The sequence below is a fragment of the Bacillus sp. FJAT-22090 genome, assembly GCF_001278755.1.
GTDB lineage: Bacteria > Bacillota > Bacilli > Bacillales_A > Planococcaceae > Psychrobacillus.
Map to the genome: position 1 here is coordinate 412,769 of NZ_CP012601.1, position 17,225 is coordinate 429,993.

Below are 17,225 nucleotides of genomic sequence, written 5' to 3' on the forward strand. Positions count from 1 at the left end.
TACGGCAGAGCCTTGTGACAAACATCTTCATTGCCTAAAGTATTTGGCGATGTCAGTAGTTTAAGAAAGCTCAAAGCATAATCTAGAATCAAATAAGCCAAGGAGAATTTGATTCACTGTTCAGCTTCAGGCTGCTCACTTATTACATATTTGAAGGAGTGAACTTAATGTCATCCGAAAAAGTTCTTTTATTAGATGGAAATAGTCTCGCATACCGAGCGTTTTTTGCACTACCTTTATTATCGAATGAACATGGAATTCATACAAATGCAGTTTATGGTTTTACATTAATGCTACAAAAAATTATGGAAGAAGAAAATCCGACTCATATGCTCGTTGCATTTGACGCTGGGAAAACAACTTTCAGACATTCCACTTTTGGAGAATATAAAGGTGGAAGACAAAAAACTCCACCAGAACTTTCCGAGCAATTCCCATATGTTCGCAAACTAATTGATGCATATGGAATTAAAAGATATGAGCTTGAAATGTACGAAGCAGATGATATCATCGGTACTCTTTGTAAGCAAGCGGAAGAGAAGGGACAACAAGTAATTGTTGTTTCAGGAGATAAAGATTTAACTCAACTTGCTACAGAAAATACAACGGTCTATATCACTCGAAAGGGTATTACGGATATTGAAAAATATACACCGACGCATGTTAAAGATAAATATGGTTTAACTCCTCTGCAAATCATCGATATGAAAGGTCTGATGGGGGATGCTTCGGATAATATACCTGGTGTACCTGGTGTAGGTGAAAAGACTGCAATTAAATTATTAAAAGAGCATGGTTCTGTTGAAAATTTATATCAAGCATTAGATACTGTAAGCGGTGCGAAGCTGAAAGAAAAACTAATGGCAAACGAAGAACAAGCAAAAATGAGCAAAGTTCTTGCTACTATTGAAACGAACGCCCCTATCGAAGTATCGGTAGATGATATAGCGTACAGCGGTGCGAATATGGATGAGGTTACTTCTATATGGAAGGAGTTATCATTTAAAACATTATTAGAAAAATCAGAGCATGTTACGGAAGAACAAACGGCTTCGGAAGTGACTTTTGAGATTTTAGATGAAATAAATGCTTCTATTCTAAAAGATAAAATGGCCATTCATCTAGAAATGTTTAATGAGCAATACCATACAAGTGAGTTGCTAGGCATTGCTCTTTATGATGGAGAACAATCGTATTTTGTTTCTGGATCTGTCGCGTTTGAATCGGCAGTTTTTTGTAAATGGTTGGAGGATGAATCGAGGATAAAATATTTAGTAGATTCAAAAGCTACACAAGCTGTTAGTCGCAAACATAATGTAAGCTTACTTGGAGCAGATTTTGATTTAGTTCTTGCCGCGTATATTGTTAATCCCTCTATTTCTTCTGATGATGTATCAACAATGGCCAAAGAATTTGGCAATTATGATGTGCTCACAGATGAAAATGTATATGGAAAAGGAGCAAAGAAAGCTACTCCTCCATTGGACAAGCTTGCAGAACATGCAATTAGAAAGGCTCAGGCTGTATGGAAGCTAAAGCCTATATTAGAAAAGAAGTTAGAAGAAAATGAGCAGTATGCTTTGTATAAAGATATTGAATTGCCGCTAGCATCGATATTAGGAACCATGGAATCGGATGGTGTAAAAGTTGATGTTGATGTTTTAAAAGAAATGGGAATCGATTTGAATCAAAAACTTCGAGCGATCGAAAAAGAAATTTACGCTTTAGCTGGACAAGAGTTTAATATTAATTCCCCGAAACAATTGGGCGTTATCTTATTTGAAAAAATAGGGTTAACACCTTTAAAGAAAACTAAAACAGGATATTCAACTGCAGCTGATGTACTTGAGAAGCTAGAAGGTGAACATGAGATTATTTCCCATATTCTAAACTACCGTCAATTAGGGAAGCTTCAGTCTACCTATATTGAGGGATTGACAAAAGAAATACACGGGGAAGATCAGAAAATTCATACACGATACCAACAAGCATTAACTTCCACAGGACGTTTAAGCTCGATAAATCCAAATCTACAGAATATCCCTATACGATTAGAAGAAGGAAGAAAGATTAGAAAAGCATTTGTTCCTTCCCAACCAGATTGGATTATGTTCGCAGCAGATTATTCCCAAATAGAACTTCGAGTACTTGCTCATATGTGTGAAGATGAAAAATTAGTGGATGCATTTAATCATGATCTGGATATCCACACAAAAACTGCGATGGATGTTTTCCATGTAGGAATAGATGAAGTCACATCAGATATGCGTCGTGCTGCTAAAGCGGTTAATTTTGGAATTGTATATGGCATCAGCGATTATGGTTTATCACAAAGTTTAAATATTACGCGAAAAGAAGCTGCTACTTTTATAGACCAATACTTAAACAGCTTCCCAGGGGTAAAAGATTATATGGATGATATTGTACGCGAAGCAAAACAAACTGGTTATGTGACGACAATTCTAAAGCGAAGAAGATACTTACCGGATATCACAAGTTCTAATTTCAACCTTCGCAGTTTTGCAGAGAGAACTGCTATGAATACACCGATCCAAGGAAGTGCGGCAGATATTATTAAAAAAGCAATGATTGATATGGCTAAACGCCTGAAGGATGAAAATCTGCAAACGAAAATGTTATTGCAAGTACACGATGAACTTATTTTTGAAGCACCTAAAGAAGAAATCGCTATACTTGAAAAAATTGTACCTGAAGTAATGGAAGGAGCAATCAAGTTGATTGTTCCATTAAAAGTAGAATATGCTTATGGCTCATCTTGGTACGATACGAAGTAAGGAGTTTTGAAATGCCAGAATTACCAGAAGTAGAAGGACTTGTACGTTCACTTAAGCCAATTGTTACTGGCAAAACAATTGAATCGGTAAAAGTTTCACAAACTATTATTGATTCTAAAGCAAATGGAAAAGAAGCTATCTTGAAAGGGTTAGATGTAGAATCCTTTCGAGAAGCTCTGCCTCATATGAAGATAGAGCGAATTGATAGACGTTCAAAATATATTTATTTTCATCTACAAAAAGATGGGACTCCATATTTACTCGTTTCTCATCTTGGTATGTCTGGGGCTTGGTTTTATGTAAAGGGCTTACATGAAATTTTGGAGGATAAATTCAAACGGCATATACATGTCATCCTGCATTTTAGTGAGGGTGACATGCTTGTATATGCAGATATTCGTCGCTTTGGAGAACTTCGATTTTTAAATAGCGTTGAAGATTATCCTCCTTTATTATTAATGGCACCTGAGCCTTTTGATCAAAACGCTTTAGATCATTACTTAGAAATGAGCATATTACCAAAGTATGAAAATAAACCGATAAAAGAATTTATAATGGATGGTCATGTTGTTTCTGGGTGTGGAAATATATACGCTACAGAAGCATTATTTCGTATGCGAATTCATCCTGGGCGTAAAGTAAAAAGAATTAGTAAAGAGCGTAAGATACAATTATTTAATGAAATCGTCATCGTTCTTTTAGATAGCATTGAAAATGGGGGCAGCAGCATTTCTGACTATCGTCAGATTAATGGAGAGTCAGGTAAAATGCAGAATCGGTTGCAAATGTATGCGAAAAAGACTTGTCCAATATGTAATGCAAAAACTCTACAGAAAACGATTGGCGGAAGAACTTCTACTTATTGTGGAAAATGTCAGAAATAAGGGAGGAAGCAAATGATTATTGGGCTGACTGGTAGTATTGCTAGCGGAAAAAGTACCGTTTCCAACATGTTGAAAGAATTAGGTTATCCTATTGTTGATGCTGACTTAGTTGCTAGGGTTGTAGTTGAAAAGGGAACGATGACGCTAGAAACGATCAAAGTAGCATTTGGAGAAGAAGTTTTATCAGAAGATGGAACGCTGAATCGAGAAAAATTAGGTACTATCATTTTTTCATCACCACAAAAAAGAAAGCAATTAAATGATATTATGCATCCGGCTATCCGTGAAGAAATGCTTCGACAAAAAAATGTTTTACTGGAAGAAGGTTTTGACACAATTGTCATGGATATCCCCTTATTATTTGAAAGTAAGCTGCAGTCCTATGTAGATAAAATTTTAGTTGTAACTGTAACAGAAGAAACGCAGTTGAAGAGACTAATGGCTCGTAATAATTACTCTTTAGAAGAAGCTAAAGCAAGAATTCAATCACAGTTACCACTATCGATTAAAGAACAAGGTGCAGATGCTGTCATCTATAACAATGGAACAATAGAATATACTAAAGAGCAATTACTCAAAATATTGTCAATTTGGAAAGACTAGTAGTCGGAAAATAAAAAATATTGCGGGTTTCTTTTGCAAGGCTACACAATTGTGAAAATGTGTTATACTAATTCATGGTTATAAAATAAAAAGTATCACATAGTTACAGGAGGATTTTTTTATGACAGCTTCAATCGCAATAAACGGATTTGGACGTATTGGTAGAATGGTGTTCCGCCAAGCAATTGTACAAGAAGACATTAATGTTGTCGCAATTAATGTGAGATACCCATTAGAAACTTTAGCGCATTTAATTAAATATGATTCTACTCATGGAACCTTCGAGGGAGAAATAAGTATTGATAATGATGCACTAATAGTTAATGGAAAGCGAGTTCAAATCGTAAATGATCGTGATCCAGCTAACTTACCTTGGGGTAAATTAAATGTTGATATTGTGATTGAATCAACTGGAAAATTTAATGACGGGGAAAAAGCTGCCGCTCACTTAGAAGCTGGAGCAAAAAAAGTTATTATTACAGCACCTGCCAAAAATGAAGATGTGACGATTGTTATCGGTGTAAATGATGACAAATTAGATGTAGCTAAACATAATATTATTTCGAATGCTAGTTGTACAACAAATTGCCTGGCACCGGTAGCGAAAGTATTAAATGATACATTTGGAATCGAAAATGGTTTAATGACTACTGTACATTCTTATACAAATGATCAAAACAATTTAGATAATCCTCATAAAGATTTACGACGTGCACGTGCTTGTGCACAATCCATCATACCTACTTCTACTGGAGCAGCAAAAGCGCTTACTATCGTGCTTCCAGAATTAGAAGGGAAAATGCATGGAATGGCTTTGCGTGTACCAACGCCAAACGTTTCTTTAGTAGATTTAGTAGTAGATTTACAGAAAGATGTTACTGCAGAGGAAGTAAATGCTGCATTTGTAAAAGCATCTGAAGGATCAATGAAAGGTATTCTAGGAGTAACAATGGAACCTTTAGTTTCAATTGATTTTAATACAACAACAAATTCAACAACTATTGATGGTTTAACAACAATGGTAATTGGAAATCGTAAAGTAAAAGTACTTGCTTGGTATGATAACGAGTGGGGCTATTCGGCACGTGTTGTTGATTTAACAAAAAAAGTTGCTTCATCTCTTTAATCTCTTTCCTCTTTCAAAGTTTTTTGAAAGAGGATTTTTTTTTCTTGCTAATTTGAATAAAACATCCTATAATGAGAATCGTGTACTTCACGTGCACCGACTACTTAAAGGGTTAGGACCTCTTAGGACTAACTTTCCCCCGTGGTAGTCAACTTTGAAAATTTTTAAAACTAAATTTTATCAAAGGGGGAAACGGACATTGGAAACAATGGGACGTCACATTATTGCAGAACTATGGGAGTGCGATTTCGACAAACTTAACGATATGCCATTTATTGAGCAAACATTTGTTGATGCAGCACTTAAGTCTGGTGCGGAAATCAGAGAAGTTGCATTTCACAAATTTGCGCCACAAGGTGTAAGTGGAGTCGTTATTATTTCCGAATCACATCTAACTATTCACAGCTTTCCAGAGCATGGTTATGCGAGCATTGATGTGTATACATGTGGTGATTTAGATCCATCGATTGCAGCTAACTATATTGCAGATGCTCTTAATGCTGGAATACGCGAAACGATTGAAATGCCCCGTGGAATGGGTCCAGTAAATGTACCTAAGCCACGTTTGACAGTTCAAGCATAATAGACTTTAGGCTAAATGAGTTAGCAGAGGAAGAGATTCCTCTGCTTTTTCGATTTTAGGGAAGAATATTGTTATAATAGATACATAAATTTTCGTAACTAATTAGGAGAGATCAATATGAGATGTCCAGCTTGTCAGTTTAATGGCACGAAAGTTGTCGATTCTCGTCCTGTAGATGACAATAAAGCCATTAGACGAAGAAGAGAATGTGAAGACTGTGGATTCCGTTTTACTACATTTGAAAAAGTAGAAGAAACTCCACTAATTGTAGTGAAAAAAGATGGTTCGCGTGAAGAGTTTAGTCGCGAAAAAGTATTGCGTGGATTAATTCGTGCTTGTGAAAAAAGACCAGTAGCATTAGATCAGTTAGAAGAAATTGTGTTTTCGATTGAAAAAGAATTAAGAAGAACAGGAAATTCTGAAGTAAAATCAGAAGCAGTTGGAGAAAAAGTAATGGACAAACTCTCAGAGGTTGACGAAGTTGCTTATGTTCGATTTGCTTCGGTTTATCGTCAGTTTAAAGATTTAAATGTTTTTATAGATGAACTCAAAGAAATTCTAAAGAAAAATCCGTCATTATAGGAAACAACAAGAGAGAGTAGGTAGGAATGTCGATGTTATATAAGGAGCTACAGCCAGCAGACATGTATATGATTCGCTTGCCATATTCTTTCTCTGATTATGATCGTCAATTATTAACGTTGTTGTATCAACCATTAATTGGTGCAGAAGGAATAAGCCTGTATCTTACTTTGTGGGCTGATGGAGAGCTTAAAAGTGAGGAACAATGGCAGCATTATCAGCTTATGAACTTACTTGGGGTATCAATAGGTAAAATATTTCAGGCAAGAATCGCTTTAGAAGCTATTGGATTACTTCGCTCATGGCAAAAGACCGAAAATGATACACGAATTTTTTATTATGAACTTGCTGCTCCATTAGATGCAGAATCGTTTCTAAAGGATCCTTTGTTGTCTATGTTTCTATTAAACAAAATAGGGGAAAAAGCATATAAGCGACTAAGAAGTCGCTTCATTCAAACTCCTAATTGGAATGATGGCTTCAAAGACGTTTCACGTACCTTTATGGATGTATTTAAACCGTCTACAAAAACAGTCCAACCTGTCCCTTATAATGATGCATTTGAATCAAAGAGTAGGAATTCTGCATTGCCTTTTTACTTTGAAGAGTTTGACTTTACTTTGCTTCAAGACGGTTTATCAGAGCAACTTGTTCCGAAATCAGCCTTAACTATTGAAGCAAAACAGGTAATAGCTAAGTTAGCTTTTTTATATAATCTCGGTCCAATTGAAATGCAAAAAGTGGTGATTCTAGCATTAGATGACGATTTGCACTTATCAGATGCAAGATTGAAAAAAGCGTGTGCAGACTATTATAAGTTGACCGTATCAAAGAAAGCTCCTGTTATTCAAAATATAGCTAAGGCTAAAAAAAGTGTAAGTGAAAATAGTAAGCCATTAACTAAAGAGGAAGAACTTATTCATTATTTAGAAACAACTTCACCAGTTACTGTGTTAAAAGATATTGCAAATGGGAAGGAACCTATTCTTGCGGATGTTCAATTAGCGAACCATTTAGTGTCTCATTACAATATGCCTGTAGGAGTAGTAAATGTTTTATTGCAATATGTATTACTTAGAACAGATATGAAATTAACTAAAAACTACGCGGAAAAAATAGCATCTCATTGGATGAGAAAAGATGTCAAAACGGCAAAAGAGGCAATGGAGTTAGCTAGAAATGAACATGAACAATATTTAAAATGGAAGAATGAAGGTTCTAAACAAAAATCCTATTCGAAAAAACCGACCAGAGAAGAAAAGGTACCAGATTGGTTTTATAAAAAAGATGGCGAAACAAAGCAATCGGGAACTGCAACAAACAATATTCAAAACATTGATGAAGAGCGAAAAAAGCTATTAGCTGAATTAGGCGTAACGAAAAGGTAGGTGACATTATGGAACGAATTAATGAAACATTAAAAAGGGTTATTACACCAGAATTTACTTCGAGGCTCGATGAAATGAAACAAGAGGTGCTTGAGGATCCAGGCGTTCAACTATTCCTTGAAGAAAATGCTGCTCATATTTCGAAGCAAATGGTAGACCGAAGCTTAAGTAAGTTATATGAATATAAGTCACAATCTCATGATTGTGGTGCATGCCAATCTCTTGAATTGTGTACGAATTACATGAAAGGCTATGAACCAAGGCTTGTATTGGATCGGAATCTGATTGATCTTGAATATGTTCGATGCAAGCGAGGAGTAATTGAGGATGAACGAAAAAAAGTAACATCCATGATTAATAGTATTCATATGCCGAAAGAGGTAATGGAGTCTAACTTGGCAGGTGTTGACTTAGAGGATGGTAGTAGAGTAGTAGCAGTTCGAGCTGCTAAAAACTTTTTAAATGAATGGGAGCAAACTTCTACATTACCGAAAAAGGGACTATATATTCATGGACAATTCGGTGTAGGTAAATCTTATTTACTTGGAGCACTTGCAAATGAATTGGCAGCCAGACATATCCATTCGGTAGTTGTTTACGTTCCAGAGTTTTTCCGTGAAATGAAGCAAGCAATTCAAGATAATTCTCTTGCAGAAAAAATTGAATTCGTAAAACGTGCGCCTGTTTTAATGCTAGATGATATTGGAGCAGAGACAATGACTAGTTGGACGAGGGATGAAATATTAGGGACAATTCTACATTACCGAATGTCCGAACAGCTCCCAACTTTTATGACATCCAATTTTAATTATGACGAATTGGAACATCATTTATCCTTCACGCAGCGAGGAGAAAAAGAGGTCGTCAAAGCTGGACGAATTATGGAAAGAATCCGAGCGCTTACGAATCCAATTCCACTTCAGGGAAAGAATTGGCGAGAAGAAAAATAGCTACTTGCAAATGATTTTTGAGTGGCGTATAATCATTCACATAAGAATAAAGAAATGCGTAGAAGAGGACAACAATCAGTTTGTACGACTTTATAGAGAGAGAAGCCAAGGCTGCAAGCTTCTTAAGTATCGGCAATCGATTTACCACCTCCGAGCAGTAGTTGTGAATTTAACAGCAATTACCGGTGACCGGCCCGTTAGCCGATGCAGAGCTTCGTCTATTTACAGATTTAATAGACAGAAGAAGGGTGGAACCACGATAGTACCTCGTCCCTTTATAGGGACGGGGTTTTTTTGTTGTTTTCCGGTAATAAATGCATACGCTTTACCTAAATAAAAGGAGTGTTCAAAATGGCAGAAGTTATTAAGTTGAAATTTCCAGATGGAGCAGTAAAAGAATTTCCGATTTCTACAACAACAGAAGAAATCGCTCAATCCATTAGCCCAGGCTTACGTAAAAAAGCACTTGCAGGAAAGTTAAGTGGAAAGTTAGTGGATTTAAAAACTCCTATAACAGAAGATGGAGAAATCGCGATTATTACACCTGAATCAGATGAAGCACTAGAAATCTTACGACATAGTACAGCTCATTTACTTGCTCAGGCAGTGAAACGTTTGTTTAAAGATGTGAAACTTGGAATAGGTCCAGTTATCGAAAATGGATTCTATTATGATATTGATTCGCCAGAACCAATAACTGCAGAAGATTTAGTGCTAATCGAAAAAGAAATGAAAAAAATCATCAATGAAAATATTGAAATCGTTCGACATGATGTATCTCGTCAAGATGCATACGACAAATTCAAAGAAATTGATGATGAATATAAATTAGAACTTTTAGAAGCGATTCCTGAAAATGAACAAGTATCCATTTATGAGCAAGGCGATTTTTTTGATCTTTGCAGAGGAGTACATGTTCCTTCTACTGGAAAATTAAAAGAATTTAAATTGTTAAGCATTGCTGGAGCCTACTGGCGTGGAAATAGCGACAATAAAATGCTTCAACGTATTTATGGTACTGCATTCTTCAAAAAAGAAGAGCTTGCTCATCACCTACAAATGCTAGAAGAAGCAAAAGAACGTGACCATCGTAAAATAGGGAAAGAATTAGATTTGTTTATGACTTCCCAAAAAGTTGGACAAGGTTTACCACTATGGTTGCCTAATGGTGCTACAATTCGTCGTGTGATCGAGCGCTATATTGTAGATAAAGAGCTTAAACTTGGATATAAACATGTGTATACTCCTGTATTAGGGTCCAAAGATCTTTATGAAACATCTGGACATTGGGAGCACTATCAAGATTCTATGTTCCCACCAATGGAAATGGATAATGAGACATTAGTGTTGCGTCCAATGAATTGTCCACACCATATGATGATATTTAAAAATGGTATGCACTCTTATAGAAATCTTCCATTACGAATTGCTGAGCTTGGAACTATGCACCGTTATGAAATGTCTGGTGCTGTATCAGGTTTACAACGTGTACGTGGGATGACATTGAATGATGCTCACTTATTTGTTCGTCCTGACCAAATCAAGGCAGAATTCCAAAAGGTAGTTGAGTTAATCATCTCTGTCTATAAGGATTTCGATTTAACAGATTACTCATTCCGTCTTTCTTATCGTGATCCAGAAGATAAAGAAAAATATTTTGATGATGATGTAATGTGGGAAAAAGCACAAAGTATGTTAAAAGAGGCAATGGATGAGCTAGGCTTAGATTACTTCGAAGCAGAAGGTGAAGCTGCATTCTACGGACCTAAACTTGATGTGCAAGTAAAAACAGCTATTGGTAAAGAAGAAACATTATCAACGGTACAACTTGACTTCTTATTGCCAGAACGATTTGATTTATCATACGTTGGGGAAGATGGTAAGCCACATCGACCAGTCGTTATTCACCGTGGTGTCGTTTCTACAATGGAGCGTTTCGTTGCATTTTTGATTGAAGAATATAAAGGTGCATTCCCAACTTGGTTAGCACCAGTTCAAGTTGAAATCATTCCAGTATCCAATGAGGTCCATTTCGATTACGCAAAACAAGTGGAGGAAAGACTAGTTGCTGCTGGATTCCGAGTTGAAATGGATGACCGAGAAGAAAAATTAGGTTATAAAATTCGTGAAGCACAAATGCAAAAAATTCCGTACATGCTTGTTCTTGGAGATAAAGAATTAGAAGCAGGTAATGTAAATGTACGTAAATATGGAGAGCAACAATCAGAAAGTATTCCATTTGATGAATTCCTTGCTCGAATTCAACAAGAAGTTTCTCACTAATATTTTATGTTGACATGCCTAGTACAACATGGTATAGTTAATAAGGTTATTGAATACAAGTTTGTGGTATAAGAAGAGGCTGCCCGCTTCTCACCTGTTCGACACAGCAAGTCGTTGACTGGTAAGCACACGATCGACTGTAATATGTAGGTTGCTACATGTTCTCATATCGGCGGGCAGACATACATCTTATGTCTGCTCGTTTTTTTATTTGATCGAAAACGGCGTAAGTAATTCGTTTCTACGGAATTTATGCCCAAACCATGTATTCGCGACACTATCTGGAGGTGGATTGTTATTAGCAAAGACATGTATGTGAACGATGGCATTCGAGCTCGCGAACTACGAGTAATTGATCAGAATGGTGATCAATTAGGTTTAAAAACACGTAACGAAGCACTTGAAATTGCAGGTCGTGTAAATTTGGATCTTGTCCTTGTGGCTCCTCAAGCCAAGCCGCCGGTCGCTCGTATCATGGACTATGGTAAATTCAAATTTGAGCAGCAAAAGAAAGATCGTGAAGTTCGTAAAAATCAAAAAATCATCGTAATGAAAGAGGTTCGTTTGAGCCCAACAATAGATGAACATGATTTCCAAACGAAATTGAAAAATGCGATCAAGTTCCTTGAAAAAGGAGATAAAGTGAAAGCATCTATTCGTTTTAAAGGTCGTGCCATTACTCATAAAGAGATTGGTCAACGAGTATTAGATCGTTTTGCTGAAGCTTGTACGGAAGTATCCACAATCGAGTCAAAACCGAAAATGGATGGCCGTAGCATGTTCTTAGTGCTTGCACCAAAGAACGAAAAACAGTAATAGAGTACAATTGTTTAGGAGGAATTCGACATGCCGAAAATGAAAACTCACCGTGGAGCTGCGAAACGTTTCAAAAAAACGGGTACAGGTAAATTAAAACATGACCGTGCTTTTGGAAGCCACTTATTCGCTAACAAATCTACTAAAGCTAAACGTAAATTACGTAAAACTAAAGTAGCTTCTTCAGGCGATTACAAACGTATCAAAACTTTACTTACTTACATGAAATAATAAGAGAAATTCAATCATTCGAAAGAATAGCAGGAGGTAATGAACTATGCCACGCGTAAAAGGCGGAACAGTGACGCGCAAGCGTCGTAAAAGAGTATTAAAATTAGCTAAAGGTTATTACGGTTCAAAACATACATTATATAAAGTAGCAAACCAACAGGTTATGAAATCATTAATGTATGCATACCGTGACCGTCGTAACAAAAAACGTGATTTCCGTAAACTATGGATTACACGTATCAATGCGGCAGCACGTATGAACGGACTTTCTTATAGCCGTTTAATGCACGGATTAAAATTAGCTGAAATCGAAGTAAACCGTAAAATGTTAGCTGACTTAGCTGTAACTGATGCAGCAGCATTTACACAACTTGCAGATGCAGCAAAAAAAGCAATCAATAAATAATTTATAGATAAAAAGGCTGATAGAGATTCTATCAGCTTTTTTTGTACAAGGAGTATCCAATGACAGAGATTATCCTAATATTTATTTTAGTAATGTCCATTTTTGCATTTTTCGTTATGGGATATGACAAGTCTCAAGCAAAAAAACATAAACAAAGAGTTTCGGAGAAAACATTGTGGACGCTCGCTATCTTTGGTGGGGGAATTGGCGCATACATTGGAATGCAATTCTTTAGACATAAAACAAAGCATACCAATTTTCGCGTTGGCTTTTTAATGTTATTAATACTATATGTATTCTTGATTTTTTGGCTCTTGAAACCAGACAATCCTACTTTAACATAGGATGTCTGGTTTTTTTTCAAATGAAGTATAAACACCATATCAAGACTCTAGACCCGGAAAGATTCTTAAAAAAGTCTCAAAATGAACATAGGTATTGCACTAGATTAGCGCTTATTTTATTCTTCTTTCATTAGTTGTTCTATCGGGCTTTTCCAATTAATTTTAGCAGCTGGATAACTCATTTTGATTTCGTTATGTAAAAACCGAAAATCTTCTTTAGTAAATCCTTGCAACTTGGATGAATCTTTTGTCCAAACAAATATAGAAACGACTTCAAAAGCTTGGTCAGTAGTACCTAAATATTTTTCTCCCTCAAAAATTGCACCTTTATAAGTAATAAAAAAGTTTTTCCTAACATTTTTAATATCATCATAAAAATAGTATTGTTCCTTCTCGTAGGCCTCATCAAGTTTTCTTTTAGGATCAAACAAGTAACGTAGAATTTTATAAAAAACATATATAATAAGGGCAATTATAAGCAATCGTAGTATATGGACCATTTGAAATGTCCTCCTTGTAAAATACATAGTAACTGCTATACGATAGAAGGGGTAGTTTGGTTTCAAAATAATATAAAATTTTTGGAGGAAAACATGAATTTAAATAAACTTTTTACAATGCAGCAAGCTTTAGATCAATATATTCAGTCAAATAAACAAGTGAAAGAAGATGTTTTTGCGAAAAAAGGGCTCGCTTTGCTTGTAGAATTAGCAGAACTAGCAAATGAAACAAGATGTTTTAAATTTTGGAGTGAGAAAGGTCCATCTGCACAAAGCGTAATACTAGAAGAGTATGTGGACTCCATCCATTTCTTACTTTCCCTTGGAATTGAAAAAGGATTTAATGATTTAAAAAGTTGGCCTATCGAAAAAATAGACGCCGATTTAACTGAGCTTTTTCTCTTAACAAATGAGGCGGTGTTATCGTTTTTGAAAAATCCTACAAGAATGTATTACGAAAAAATGTGGGTACTGTATGGAGCAATGGCAGAAGAACTTGGCTTTAGCAGTGAAGAGGTATTACAAGCATACATACAAAAAAATGAAACAAATTATGAGCGTCAAAAAAGTGGATATTAAGTAATTTTAATGAAACCAAATCAAAAGCAAACCGTAAAAATTACTAGAGTTATTAGTATTTTTAGGAGGTGTTGCCGATGAAAAAGATGATTAGCACAATTGTTTTATTCATTATGATGTTTTCATTTAGTGTCATTGCAGAGGCTAAATCCTATTCAATCGAATCGGTTCATATTAAATCATGGATTCAACCAAATGGAGATCTCTTAGTTAATGAAGTATTTACGTATAATTTTGACGGGGAATTTAATAATCTCAGCCGATCCTTCCCTAAAATACACGATAATAATGTAATAAACTTCTATGCTTATGAATTATCTCAATTAAAACCAGAGCCTGGATTTATAGATGATGCTACGCTCAAACAATTAAATGTATCAAAAGAGAATGGAGTTTATCGTACAAAAGTAAATAAAGAGAATCAACAAGTTTCATTTTTATATGTATATACATTAAAAAATAGTATAAAAGCATATGATTCTTATAGTGAAGCGAAAATAACTTATTTTGAAGATGTGGATGCTCATGATCAGAATATTAATAATGTGACAATTGACTTCATTCTTCCTAGTACAACGGATACCTCTAATTTTGATGGTGTGCTTTTTGATAGGAATGCAAAGAAAAATGAAAAGTCACAGTATGGAATTCGATTTAATACTTCAGTTTCGGAAGCATACACCGAAACAAAAACAAGCTTTTTCTTCCCATCTACTTTGATGACTAATATGGAAAAAACGAAAGCTTCTATTCCTTTACAACAAGCAATAGCGAATGAAAAGCGAATACAGAAAGAAACGGAAAAACGTATTTCTTATATAGACAAACTACATGCAATTATTCCAAAAGCTACAATTGGTATACTTATTATCGTCCTTCTTCTTTTTTTATTACCACAAAGGCACTTCTGGCGAAAAGGTTCAAAAGAGGATGTAATGAATACAGATCTATTATATTTATACTTTGTAGATCGAGTAGGTAACCCACATCCTAAAGCTTTTTTAGCGGGACTATTTTCAATGGTAGAAAAAGGTGCTGCTACAGTTAGGCAAACAAAAGCAGCACTTCGTTTTAAAGAGGATTCCCATGCGCCAAAGGAAACACTTGATTTTCGATTAGTTAAAGGATCATTGGCTTCTTCTGATTTTGAGAAACAGATGATTAATTGGCTTTTTACAACTAGAAGTGGCTCTAGTAAATGGGCATTTCATTTACACGATGCTGCAGGTGCAGCTAGAAATAACAAGACTTCCAGTTATTTTCATGGGAGAGTAAAAGACTTTAAGAAGAAGCAAATGAAATGGCATCGTTTAGTTGAAAGTGATTTAGAGGAAGCTGGAACTTTTAATAGTAAGCTTCCCTTAATAATATTAAGTATATCTACAATCGTTTTAGCTACAATGACAGCTTTTTCTTATTATGCAGATTTACGTAGTAGCTGGGGAATTGGATTTATATTAGCCATAACATTTCTATTTCTAATTATACTATGGTTAAAAAAACGTTCGAATTTATATTTTTGTATATATATCATTATTATGTATTTCTCAACAACTCCCCTTGTTAATGATCAATTAGTAAATACTTTAGTGAATTTGTTATTAATGTTCACAGTTTTATATATAGTACTTCCTAGAAATATATTATCCATGAATGCTGTTCGTGCAAAGGATGCGATACGTTCCTTTAAAAGTAGCATTAAACTAGGTATACCAGGTAATTTAAGTGATAAAGAACAAGAAAAATGGGTTGTCAGGGCTTATCTACTTGGTAGAAAAAATGAAAAGAAAGTTTCTTTGCAGGAGATATCAGCTCCTCTTGCTGCTTTGCTTTTAACTTCAACGGATCCACTGGACTATGTTACTCAGTCATGGAAGTGGACTAAAGTAGCTTCATCAGACGGAACTTCGTGGGGAGGAGCTTCGAGTGGTGGAAGTGGAGGAGGGAGTGATGGTGGAGGAGGAGGAGCTGGAGCAGACTAACTAGTTAAATTTTGAAAATGCATACATTTTAGAATATAATATATTAGATAGATATTTAGGAGGTCGAAATAATGGCACAGCTGGATGAAACATTAACTATGTTAAAGGAATTGACAGATGCTAAAGCTATTCCCGGAAATGAGCGAGAAGCACGTAAGGTAATGGAGAAGTATATTGCTCCTCATGCTGACAAAATTGAATATGATAATCTAGGAAGTCTAATTGCCGAAAAAGTCGGCGATGCAAACGGACCAAAAATTATGGTTGCAGGTCATTTAGACGAAGTCGGTTTCATGATTTCTAAAATAGATGATAAAGGATTTTTAAGTTTTCAAACTGTAGGTGGCTGGTGGTCTCAAGTCATGCTTGCACAGCGTGTTACAATTGTTACTCGTAAAGGAGACACAATTACTGGTGTTATCGGGTCAAAGCCACCGCATATATTAACTCCTGATGCTCGTAAAAAAGCGGTTGACGTAAAAGATATGTTTATCGATATAGGTGCATCTTCCAAAGAAGAAGCAATGGAATGGGGAGTATTACCAGGGGATATGGTTGTTCCGTATTTTGAGTTCACTGTTATGAATAACGATAAATTACTTTTGGCTAAAGCTTGGGATAATCGCATTGGTTGTGCCATTGCAATTGATGTATTAAAAGGATTAAAAAATGAAAAACATCCGAATATTGTATATGGAGTTGGAAACGTTCAAGAAGAAATTGGTCTGCGTGGGGCAAAAACTTCTACAGTAAAAGTTAAACCGGATATAGGTTTTGCAGTGGATGTAGGTATTGCAGGGGACACACCAGGTATTTCTGCTAAAGAATCAACAAGCAAAATGGGAGCAGGGCCTCAAGTTATATTATTTGACGCTTCAATGGTTTCACATAAAGGCCTACGTGACCTAGTAATTGATACGGCAGAAGAAAATAATATTCCATATCAATTTGAGATGATTCCAGGTGGTGGTACAGATGCTGGGTCTATGCATATTTCTTTAAATGGAGTTCCTTCATTATCTATAGGAATTGCCACTCGTTATATTCATTCACATGCTGGAATTTTACATCGAGATGACTATGAAAATACAGTAAAGCTACTAATAGAAGTCATTAAAAAATTAGATCGAAACACTGTAAACCAAATAACATTTGAGTAATGAAAGAGTCTAG

Annotated in this window: 17 protein-coding genes; 16 read left to right on the forward strand and 1 reads right to left on the reverse strand. The window is 35.6% G+C overall.

Annotation, left to right across the window (positions count from 1 at the left end):
* Positions 1–167: 167 nt before the first annotated feature.
* From polA to AM499_RS02200, 13 genes are all read left to right on the forward strand, one after another.
* Positions 168–2,795, forward strand: a complete 2,628-nt coding sequence (polA, locus tag AM499_RS02140) for a DNA polymerase I (RefSeq protein ID WP_053588651.1) — start codon at positions 168–170, stop codon at positions 2,793–2,795.
* An 11-nt stretch (positions 2,796–2,806) separates the two neighbouring features.
* A complete protein-coding gene (gene mutM / locus AM499_RS02145; RefSeq protein WP_053588652.1) occupies positions 2,807–3,679 on the forward strand; it encodes a bifunctional DNA-formamidopyrimidine glycosylase/DNA-(apurinic or apyrimidinic site) lyase in 873 nt (290 codons plus the stop codon).
* Positions 3,680–3,691: 12 nt separating this feature from the next.
* Entirely contained in the window at positions 3,692–4,282 is a 591-nt protein-coding gene (gene coaE, locus AM499_RS02150) for a dephospho-CoA kinase (protein ID WP_053588653.1), read from the forward strand.
* A 121-nt stretch (positions 4,283–4,403) separates the two neighbouring features.
* Entirely contained in the window at positions 4,404–5,408 is a 1,005-nt protein-coding gene (locus tag AM499_RS02155) for a glyceraldehyde-3-phosphate dehydrogenase (RefSeq protein WP_053588654.1), read from the forward strand.
* A gap of 199 nt (positions 5,409–5,607) precedes the next feature.
* Positions 5,608–5,991, forward strand: coding sequence for an adenosylmethionine decarboxylase (speD, locus tag AM499_RS02160; protein ID WP_053588655.1), 384 nt, complete (start codon positions 5,608–5,610; stop codon positions 5,989–5,991).
* Positions 5,992–6,108: 117 nt separating this feature from the next.
* Positions 6,109–6,573: a transcriptional regulator NrdR gene (nrdR, locus tag AM499_RS02165; protein WP_053588656.1), complete on the forward strand. Its 465-nt coding sequence runs from the start codon at positions 6,109–6,111 to the stop codon at positions 6,571–6,573.
* Between the two features lie 26 nt (positions 6,574–6,599).
* Positions 6,600–7,961, forward strand: coding sequence for a replication initiation and membrane attachment family protein (locus AM499_RS02170; protein ID WP_053588657.1), 1,362 nt, complete (start codon positions 6,600–6,602; stop codon positions 7,959–7,961).
* A gap of 8 nt (positions 7,962–7,969) precedes the next feature.
* Positions 7,970–8,911, forward strand: a complete 942-nt coding sequence (gene dnaI / locus AM499_RS02175) for a primosomal protein DnaI (RefSeq protein ID WP_053588658.1) — start codon at positions 7,970–7,972, stop codon at positions 8,909–8,911.
* A gap of 351 nt (positions 8,912–9,262) precedes the next feature.
* Complete coding sequence (gene thrS / locus AM499_RS02180) at positions 9,263–11,194, forward strand: threonine--tRNA ligase (RefSeq protein ID WP_053588659.1); 1,932 nt, start codon at positions 9,263–9,265, stop codon at positions 11,192–11,194.
* 252 nt (positions 11,195–11,446) lie between these two features.
* Positions 11,447–12,010, forward strand: a complete 564-nt coding sequence (gene infC / locus AM499_RS02185; RefSeq protein WP_082355151.1) for a translation initiation factor IF-3 — start codon at positions 11,447–11,449, stop codon at positions 12,008–12,010.
* Positions 12,011–12,040: 30 nt separating this feature from the next.
* A complete protein-coding gene (rpmI, locus tag AM499_RS02190) occupies positions 12,041–12,241 on the forward strand; it encodes a 50S ribosomal protein L35 (RefSeq protein ID WP_053588661.1) in 201 nt (66 codons plus the stop codon).
* 46 nt (positions 12,242–12,287) lie between these two features.
* Positions 12,288–12,647: a 50S ribosomal protein L20 gene (gene rplT / locus AM499_RS02195; RefSeq protein ID WP_053588662.1), complete on the forward strand. Its 360-nt coding sequence runs from the start codon at positions 12,288–12,290 to the stop codon at positions 12,645–12,647.
* 59 nt (positions 12,648–12,706) lie between these two features.
* Positions 12,707–12,991: a DUF1294 domain-containing protein gene (locus tag AM499_RS02200; protein WP_053588663.1), complete on the forward strand. Its 285-nt coding sequence runs from the start codon at positions 12,707–12,709 to the stop codon at positions 12,989–12,991.
* A gap of 116 nt (positions 12,992–13,107) precedes the next feature.
* On the opposite strand, the gene AM499_RS02205 is transcribed toward AM499_RS02200, so the two are convergent.
* Positions 13,108–13,491: a hypothetical protein gene (locus tag AM499_RS02205; RefSeq protein WP_053588664.1), complete on the reverse strand. Its 384-nt coding sequence runs from the start codon at positions 13,489–13,491 to the stop codon at positions 13,108–13,110.
* A gap of 93 nt (positions 13,492–13,584) precedes the next feature.
* Between AM499_RS02205 and AM499_RS02210 the strand changes: the two genes are divergently transcribed.
* The 3 genes from AM499_RS02210 to AM499_RS02220 all read left to right on the forward strand — a co-directional run bounded on the left by AM499_RS02210 (position 13,585) and on the right by AM499_RS02220 (position 17,212).
* Positions 13,585–14,070 carry a dUTP diphosphatase gene (locus AM499_RS02210; RefSeq protein ID WP_053588665.1) on the forward strand — a complete coding sequence of 162 codons (486 nt, stop codon included), beginning with the start codon at positions 13,585–13,587 and terminating at the stop codon, positions 14,068–14,070.
* A gap of 77 nt (positions 14,071–14,147) precedes the next feature.
* On the forward strand, positions 14,148–16,052 hold the full coding sequence (locus AM499_RS02215) for a DUF2207 domain-containing protein (protein WP_053588666.1): 1,905 nt from the start codon (positions 14,148–14,150) through the stop codon (positions 16,050–16,052).
* 71 nt (positions 16,053–16,123) lie between these two features.
* Entirely contained in the window at positions 16,124–17,212 is a 1,089-nt protein-coding gene (locus tag AM499_RS02220) for a M42 family metallopeptidase (RefSeq protein ID WP_053588667.1), read from the forward strand.
* The last annotated feature ends 13 nt before the right edge of the window (positions 17,213–17,225 follow it).